This is a genomic window from Prosthecobacter sp. (assembly GCF_044222345.1).
In the GTDB taxonomy this organism is placed as follows: domain Bacteria; phylum Verrucomicrobiota; class Verrucomicrobiia; order Verrucomicrobiales; family Verrucomicrobiaceae; genus Prosthecobacter.
Genome location: NZ_JBGANL010000107.1, coordinates 1 through 7,321, shown reverse-complemented (window position 1 = coordinate 7,321; position 7,321 = coordinate 1). Strand labels below are relative to the sequence as shown.

Below are 7,321 nucleotides of genomic sequence, written 5' to 3'. Positions count from 1 at the left end.
CAGATGTGGGTGCCCGGAATGGGTGCGGAAGGCCAGAGGAAGCTCAAAGGAGCCTCGGTACTGATTTCCCGCGTCGGCGGCTTAGGCGGTCTGGTGGCGCTGGAACTCGCTGCGGCGGGAGTGGGGAAGCTGGTGCTCGCCCACGGCGGCGATCTGCAGCCGTCCGATTTGAACCGGCAGCTGCTGCAAACGCACGATCACATCGGCAAACCGCGCATGGATTCCATCGTTCGCCGCCTTCAGGAACTCAATCCCCGCTGCGAAATCGTGGGCGTCGCGGAAAACGTGTCTCCGGATAACGCCGATGCTCTGGTGACCCAGGCGGACTTCGTGGTGGATGCCGCGCCATTATTTCAGGAACGGCTGGCTCTGAACGCCGCCGCCATGCGTGCAGGCAAGCCGATGGTGGAATGCGCCATGCACACGCTGGAAGCCAGCGTGACGACCTTTGTGCCCGGCAAAACAGGCTGTCTGGCCTGCTACGTACCCGAAGTGCCCCCCTCGTGGAAGCGTCAGTTCCCGGTGTTTGGCGCGGTGTCAGGCACCGCCGCCTGCATTGGGGCCATGGAGGTCATCAAGCTGATCACCGGCATCGGCCAGACGCTTTGCGGGGAACTGCTCTCCATGGATCTCTCCACGATGCAGTTCCGCAAGATTCGGCTGCCGAAGCGGGACGACTGCGCGGTGTGCGGCTGATTTATTTCGCCACGAAATCGACCACGCAGACTTTGTCGAGCAGCGGCTTGAGCTTGGCCACGAAGGCCGAATGCTCTGGATGCGGGAGATACACGTCAAGGCCCGCCTTGTCTTTGAAGGTGACCAGGAAGCAATGCGTGAAACCGTCGTTCAAACCTTCCGGGCTCACATTCGTGCCCCATTCGAAAGCGGTGACCGTGTTGACCTTCTTGGTGAGTTCGATGAAGGCGTTCTCAATGCCCTGCACCTCGGCCGGTGTGGCGCTGTCCTTGAATTTGAAGAACACAACGTGGCGGTAGGGGGCGTCTGCGGCGGTGGCAAGGGTGGTCATGGCGGAGAGAAGAAGGGCGAGAGCGAAGAGGGCGGCTTTCATGGTGCGCGAGAATGACGCAAAGTGCTCTTTGCGTCAACGCCTCAAACAGGTTGCGCCGTGGCATCGTGCATGCTCCTTAAACGACTTATATGAGCCATTGGGACCGCTTTCAAAAATACTTTGTCCGTTACTCCAAGCTGGGATTTTCCATCGACATCAGCCGCATGGCTTTTGAGGATGACATCTTCACCAACATGGCCGGACGCATTGAGTCCGCCTACAAGGCGATGATCGAACTCGAAGCCGGAGCCATCGCCAATCCGGATGAGCAGCGCATGGTCGGCCACTATTGGCTGCGCAATGCCCGCCTCGCCCCCAATGACGCGCTTCAGCATGAGATCAGTGAGACCCTCGCAGCCACGCTGAAATTCGCCGCAGATGTTCACGCCGGCGCGATCACTGCCGCCAACGGCCAGAAGTTCACCCGCGTGCTCGTCGTGGGCATTGGCGGTTCCGCCCTCGGCCCGCAGCTCGTGGCGCATGCCATCACCCCGGCCAACCCGCCGCTGGCCATCTCCTTCCTCGACAACACGGACCCAGATGGCATTGACCGCGTGATGGCCCAGATCGGTGACGAGCTGGCGACAACCCTCACCATCGTGATTTCCAAATCCGGCGGCACCAAGGAAACGCGCAATGGCATGCTCGAAGCTGAAGCCGCCTACAAGGCCGCAGGGCTCGACTTTGCCAAGCATGCCGTCGCCGTGACGGGCGTGGGCAGCGAACTGGACAAGCACTCCACCGCTCAGGGCTGGCTGACCCGTTTCCCGATGTGGGACTGGGTGGGCGGCCGCACGAGCCTGATGAGCGCCGTGGGCACGCTGGCAGCAGCACTGCAGGGCGTGGACGTCCTGCAGTTCCTTGCCGGAGCCGCTGCGATGGATGTGGAAACGCGCCAGCGTCCGGCCACCGAAAACGCCGCGATGCTGCTGGCGCTGATGTGGCACCAGGCCGGCAAAGGCCGGGGCCTGAAGGACATGGTGGTGCTGCCCTACAAGGACAGGCTCGTACTCTTCAGCAAATACCTTCAGCAGCTCGTCATGGAAAGCCTTGGCAAGGAGCATGATCTCAACGGAGCCGTGGTGAACCAGGGCATCGCCGTTTATGGCAACAAAGGCAGCACCGACCAGCATGCCTACGTGCAGCAGCTGCGCGATGGCGTGAACAATTTCTTTGTCACCTTCATCGACGTGGCCAAGTCCCGTGACACCGCCTCCTTCGAAGTCGATCCCGGCTTCACCACGGGCGACTACCTCCAGGGCTTCCTGCGCGGCACGCGCAAGGCACTGGCGGAGAAAGGCCGCGAATCCATCACGCTCACCATTCCCGAGCTCAATGCCTTCACCTTGGGCATGCTGATTGCTCTGTTTGAGCGCGCCGTCAGCTTCTACGCCAGCCTGGTCAACATCAACGCCTATCACCAGCCCGGCGTTGAGGCAGGCAAAAAGGCCGCCACAGACTTCCTGACTCAGCTTGCCAAGGTGCGCGCTGCACTCACCGCTGCAGGCCGCACGGCTGATGAAGTGGCCGCCCAGCTTGGAATTGATGCTGAGGATGCCTTCCACATGCTCAATCACCTGGCCGCGAATGGCCAGGCCCGGATTGTTGCCGCCGGGGACAGTCCGGCGCTCGATCAATTCGCAGCTCCGTGACAAATCGCCGTTTGCACACCTTACATGGGCACCCTATAAATTGCGCCCCTGTGAAGCCAGCCGTCCTTCGGCGATAAAGTCATGCGTGATATTCCCATCCCCTACCAAATCGCCTGCGTCATACTGACCGCCCTTTTCATCTGGTCGTTCAGCATTGCCCGGGAACCACGAGGCTGGCGGCGGCTGTTTCAGTCCATGTTCTCCAAATCGGAGACCTTCTCCGTCAACAAGAACAAAGTCATTGATGAAGCCCTGAAGCGCTATGGCATCGTGGTGGCCATGGCCATCCTGGTGGTGGATGTCTCCTGCTTTGTGCTCGGTGTGACCGACCGCTATCGTGATAAAATGCGTGATCTCACTCCCGAACAGCGTGAAAGAATGCAGGAGATCAACAAGTATCAGAGCAACAGCAAGCCGGGCATAGCCCCGTAATCACCTGTTTCGTTTGGTCACCAGAGTGTCGGCCACCAGATCATGCAGACAGCGGCGGTCTTTGCGGAAGATCATGAGGGAATCAGCCATCAGCAGGATCAATCCTACGCCTCCAAAGTAAACGAAGCTGGTGAAGAGAAGAATGAAGAAGAGGATGGACCGCAGCAGCAAGGCCTTGATAAAACCAGCCCTCGTCCCTTCAGGAAAACGCACCACCTGAATGCCCAGGCAAAGTTTGCCGATCGTCTGACCACGCAGGGTGAGCAACACCACATTCACGATCAATGCGGTATCAAATACCAAGCTTGCGAGCGGCAGTTTCATGCCGCCCGAGGCCTGGAGCTTTTCCGCCCGCTTCTGCATGGCGTTCACCATGGCCGTCGGATCGTTCTGCAGTTTCTGGGTTTCCTCCACAAACGCCTGATCAAATACCATGGTGAGAACGACCCACATCGGCACGATGATCAGGGCGAAATCGATCATTTTGGCGGCAAATCTCTGACCCACTGACGCCATCTCAAGACGGATGACCTGATCCTGCCGGACTTCGGCGCGCAGGGCCCTGATGGAGGGCTGCTCGGAGACGGATGGCACAGCCGCTTCCTCCATGTTCAGTTCCTGCAAGTGGCTGCCCAGCGTCTTCCATTCAGCCATGCCGTCCGCCCAGCAAAGGTCGGTGGATTTGAAACGGCCCTCCCGCAATCCGGCGCTCACATCGAGATCATTGAAGGTGCCGAGCTGTTCTTCGCCGCGTGCCAGATGGTATTTCATGTATATGCCTGTTGCTGTAGGTCGTATGCTAGATAGCTGCTAACCCGCACGCATCAAGCTCCCATCCCGATTGAAAACCATCGCCCGCGTCTTTTCCTATCTTCGTCGCTATCCCTGGCTCGGCTCCGCCCAGATCGCCTGTGCCATCATCGGCACCCTGATGGTCATCGTCTTCCCGCACATCACCCGTGAGGTCATGGACGTCGTCGTTCCGGGCAAGCAGTGGGACCGCCTCGGCCCACTGGTACTTTGGGCGCTGGCAGCCTACTTTGCCCAGCACCTGTTCAATTCCCTGCGCATCCAGCTCAACAACACCTTTGAGCAAAAGGTGATCTATGACCTCCGCAGCGACATCTACCAGCGCCTGCAAACCCTGCCTCTCCGCTGGTTCGACAACCGCCCCTCCGGCGACATCATGACCACCGTGGCCGAGGACATCCCCTCCGTGGAGCGTGTGCTCATTGATGGCCTTGAGCAGGGGCTCATCTCCATACTGCAAATCGTCGTCGTGGGCGGCTTCATGCTCCAGGCAGACGTCACCCTGACGCTCTACGCCCTCATTCCCCTGCCCTTTCTCATGGCCGGTGCCCTGCTCTACACCCGCACCTCCAAGAACCGCCACAGGAAGGTGCGCAAGGCCAGCAGCGCCATGAACTCCCTGCTGCAGGACAACGTCTCTGGCATGCGCCAGATCAAGGCCTATGCCATGGAGCGCGAGGAGCATGACCGCTTCAACCGCGCCAGCGGCGCTCTGCGCACCGCCACGCTCCACGTCATGCGCATCTGGTCCATCTACCGCCCCGGCATGAATTTCCTCACCAGCACCGGCATGGTCATCGTGCTCTGGGTGGGCGCGCGCCAGCTCATGGCCGGCAGGATTCAAACCGGTGACCTCACCGCCTTCCTGCTGCTGCTCAAGTTTTTCTACGATCCCATCGAAAGCCTGCACCAGCTCAATCAGATTTTGCAAACCGGTCGTGCTGCCGGAGAACGCGTTTTCGACATCCTCGATGCCGAACCGGAAGCCGACACCACAGGAGGACGCGAACTCTCCGGCGTCACCGGCCATGTGCGCTATGAAAATGTCGGCTTCAGCTACGCAGGCAAGACGCCCACCGTGCACGGCGTCTCGCTCGATGCGCATCCCGGCCAGACCATCGCCCTCGTCGGTCCCACGGGCGCGGGCAAATCCACGCTGATCAATCTTCTCACCCGCTTCTACGAATACGATGAAGGCGTCATCACCATCGACGGCGCGCCTGTGCACGAACTGAACAAAGCCTGGCTGCGCCGCCACATCGGTTACGTCACGCAGGAGAGCTTTTTGTTCAATGGCACCGTGCGTGAGAACCTCGTCATCGGCAAACGTGATGCCACCGATGAGCAGCTTTGGGAGGCATTGCAGAGCGCGAATGCGGACGCCTTCGTCAAACGCCTGCCCGATCTGCTGGACACCCATGTGGGCGAGCGCGGCGTGAAGCTCAGCGTCGGTGAAAAGCAGCGCATCAGCATCGCCCGCGCCCTGCTGCGCAATCCTCCCATCCTCCTGCTGGATGAAGCCACCGCCAGCGTGGACACCGAGACCGAACGCCAGATCCAGGAGGCGCTGGAGCACCTCATGGCGCACCGCACCAGCTTCGTCATCGCCCACCGTCTCAGCACCGTGCGCAATGCCGACCGCATCTACGTGCTGGAGCACGGTCGCATCATCGAGCAGGGCACACACGACGAACTCATCGCTCAGGATGGCATGTATGCCAAGCTGTGCCGGACGTCCTTGATCGCGGCTGAGTGATGCCCGCCCGACTGGCACATTGAACGACGGGGCTGATTCATCAGTCAGCCCCCCGCCTGGCGTGTACACTACTCACACAGGCAGCGGCGCAGAAAATCCACCGTCATGCCCAGCGCCTGACGGGCGATCTCGGCATCGTAGCGCAGGCCTTCATCGCGCAGGAAGGCATGGGCGGCATTGAACTCATGCCAGGTGAAGTTCACACCAGCAGCCGTAAGCGTCTGGTAGATCATGGCACGCCCCTCGGCGGGCACATGCGGGTCCTGGCGGCCAAACACCAGCATCATCTCGCCCTTGATGTCGGCGGCACGGGCCAGAGAATCATCATTCATCCCAGCGCCGAGACTGCGCTTGTGCAGGTCCGTGGGGTAAAAGCAAACTGAGGCGGAAACATCCGGCTGCAAGGCGGCGCGATAGGTGAGGTGGCCGCCAATGCAGGGGCCGAAGGAGCCCAGCCGCCCGGTGCAGTCCGGGTGGGACTTCAGGTAGTCCAGCACGGCGCGATTGTCTGAATCATAAGCCGCCACGGGCTTTTCGATCTTGAGCTTGTTGCCCACATCGGAGCCTGCCTGATCGTAGGCCAGCACTGTGCCCGCAGGCAGGTATTCGTGGTAGATCTCCGGCAGCACGACGATGAAGCCATGCCCGGCCAGAAATGCGGCGGTGCGGCAGATGGGCCCCGTATTTTGAAAAATCTCCGAGTGAAACAGCAGCCCCGGAAAGCGCCCCTCGCCTGCCGGGCGCAGCACCAGCGCACGCATGGGCCCGGTGGGGGTGGAGAGTTCGATGGTTTCAGGTTCGCGGAGAGTCATTGGGATAAAATGAAGAGAATGTGCCTCCACGATGGCGAATGCATTGGACACACACAAGTCCTCGTTCCTTTGCACGCATCTCTCCATTCGCCGTTTTTCAGTCCCCCTTTGTGCCAAGCAGGCGTAAGAATGTCGCTCCAGGAACAATCCACGCGCCTCCGGCACAAACCGATTTCGAGTACAACCCACCTCACATGTCTTTATCCTTTTCCTCCCGCCTCACCGGCATGCTGCAGGGCAGCTTCATCGCTGAATCCATCTCTCTGGGCGTGCACTGGATTTATGATCCCGCCTTGATCGTGAAAAAGCATGGCCGGGTGACTGGCTACCAAGCTCCGGGTGCCAGCTCCTACCATCCGCGCAAGCAGGCAGGTGAGCAAGGGCATGCCGGAGATCAGGCCCTGCGTCTGCTGGAGTTTCTTCAGCGCGAACGCCGCTGGGACGCCACCGCCTTCCTCGCCGACTGGCAGGCCATGTGGCCGACCTACAACGACTACGTGGACAAGGCCACGAAAGGAACGCTCGCCAATCTCGAAGCCGGTACCACACCCGCCACCAGCGGTGCTCCTTCCGATGAACTCGCAGGCCCTGCACGCATCGCACCACTCATGGCCTTCTTCGCCGACAAGCCCGAATCTGAAGCCGTCGCCGCAGCGATTGAACAGACCATCATGACGCACCGCTCGCCCGAGACAATCGAATGCGCTGAATTCTTCGCCCGTGCCACGCACCGTCTGCTGCAGGGTGCCGAGCTGCAAAGCACGATCTCCGAAACTGCGCCCGCGTGGGC

The 7,321-nt window shown here is 60.6% G+C and carries 8 protein-coding genes; 5 read left to right on the top strand and 3 right to left on the bottom strand.

The window, feature by feature from the left end:
* The coding region (locus ACILSL_RS26320) for a HesA/MoeB/ThiF family protein (RefSeq protein WP_395735055.1) at positions 1-696 on the top strand (696 nt) is incomplete at its 5' end.
* Between the two features lies 1 nt (position 697).
* On the opposite strand, the gene ACILSL_RS26315 is transcribed toward ACILSL_RS26320, so the two are convergent.
* The gene (locus ACILSL_RS26315) at positions 698-1,069 is read right to left on the bottom strand and encodes a Dabb family protein (protein WP_395735054.1); all 372 of its coding nucleotides are present in this window, start codon (positions 1,067-1,069) and stop codon (positions 698-700) included.
* 89 nt (positions 1,070-1,158) lie between these two features.
* Between ACILSL_RS26315 and ACILSL_RS26310 the strand changes: the two genes are divergently transcribed.
* Both ACILSL_RS26310 and ACILSL_RS26305 read left to right on the top strand, forming a co-directional pair.
* Positions 1,159-2,721: a glucose-6-phosphate isomerase gene (locus ACILSL_RS26310; RefSeq protein ID WP_395735053.1), complete on the top strand. Its 1,563-nt coding sequence runs from the start codon at positions 1,159-1,161 to the stop codon at positions 2,719-2,721.
* 81 nt (positions 2,722-2,802) lie between these two features.
* Complete coding sequence (locus tag ACILSL_RS26305) at positions 2,803-3,153, top strand: hypothetical protein (protein WP_395735052.1); 351 nt, start codon at positions 2,803-2,805, stop codon at positions 3,151-3,153.
* Here the strand turns inward: ACILSL_RS26305 and ACILSL_RS26300 are convergent, their stop codons facing one another.
* Positions 3,154-3,924 carry an RDD family protein gene (locus ACILSL_RS26300; protein WP_395735051.1) on the bottom strand — a complete coding sequence of 257 codons (771 nt, stop codon included), beginning with the start codon at positions 3,922-3,924 and terminating at the stop codon, positions 3,154-3,156.
* Positions 3,925-3,994: 70 nt separating this feature from the next.
* Between ACILSL_RS26300 and ACILSL_RS26295 the strand changes: the two genes are divergently transcribed.
* Positions 3,995-5,719: an ABC transporter ATP-binding protein gene (locus tag ACILSL_RS26295; protein WP_395735050.1), complete on the top strand. Its 1,725-nt coding sequence runs from the start codon at positions 3,995-3,997 to the stop codon at positions 5,717-5,719.
* Between the two features lie 68 nt (positions 5,720-5,787).
* Here ACILSL_RS26295 and ACILSL_RS26290 read toward each other — a convergent pair whose 3' ends face one another.
* A complete protein-coding gene (locus tag ACILSL_RS26290) occupies positions 5,788-6,531 on the bottom strand; it encodes a dienelactone hydrolase family protein (RefSeq protein ID WP_395735049.1) in 744 nt (247 codons plus the stop codon).
* Positions 6,532-6,725: 194 nt separating this feature from the next.
* On the opposite strand from ACILSL_RS26290, the gene ACILSL_RS26285 reads away from it, so the two are divergent.
* Positions 6,726-7,321, top strand: a 596-nt coding sequence (locus ACILSL_RS26285) for an ADP-ribosylglycohydrolase family protein (RefSeq protein WP_395735048.1), incomplete at its 3' end; no start/stop codon positions are given.